General features: G+C 66.5%; 1 pseudogene. It reads right to left on the bottom strand.

The features are described from left to right. A pseudogene (locus G3I71_RS46750) lies at positions 1–359 on the bottom strand (plasmid partitioning protein); the annotation flags it as partial. Between the last annotated feature and the right edge of the window lie 143 nt (positions 360–502).

Genomic DNA, 502 nt, shown 5'->3' with positions numbered 1-502 from the left:
GCACTGCGAAAGCGGCGTTCGCCGGTGACGCGGACGTAGTCGGCGTCGCCGATCGCCTCGGCGTGATCGGGCCACAGTTCCAGGTAGGCAGCGCGGGTAACGACCACGCAGGCTGCGAGCTGGGCCTGGCGCAGGTCCTCGCCGAAGCGGGTCAGCTCCTCTGGAGTACCAAAGTTGCGGCGTGGGTTGAGGGGAGTGGAGGAGACCTGGGCAAGGGGGATCTTGACGATGGTGTAGGAGGCGACGCGGCCCTCCGCTACTGCCTTGGCTCGTCCGCGGGCGCTGAGGTCGGTTGTTGCCTGGAGGGCGTATGCCCTTTGGAAGCTGGATCCGCCTCCCAGTTTGTCTGCCTTGCTCATCCGACGAGCCTCCTGGTGAGTTCTCGCATGCTGCTGGCCTGCTCGCATTCGGGGGCGTACTCAAGCAGCGGCTGCTTGACCCCGTCGACCTCGCGCTGCTCCTTCAGGTCTGGGATGACCACAAGCACCGGGGGAGTGCCGAG

The organism is Streptomyces sp. SID12501, from assembly GCF_010550245.1.
Classification (GTDB): domain Bacteria; phylum Actinomycetota; class Actinomycetes; order Streptomycetales; family Streptomycetaceae; genus Streptomyces.
Note: the sequence above shows the minus strand (reverse complement) of the source record. Positions and strands in the feature narration are given on the sequence as shown.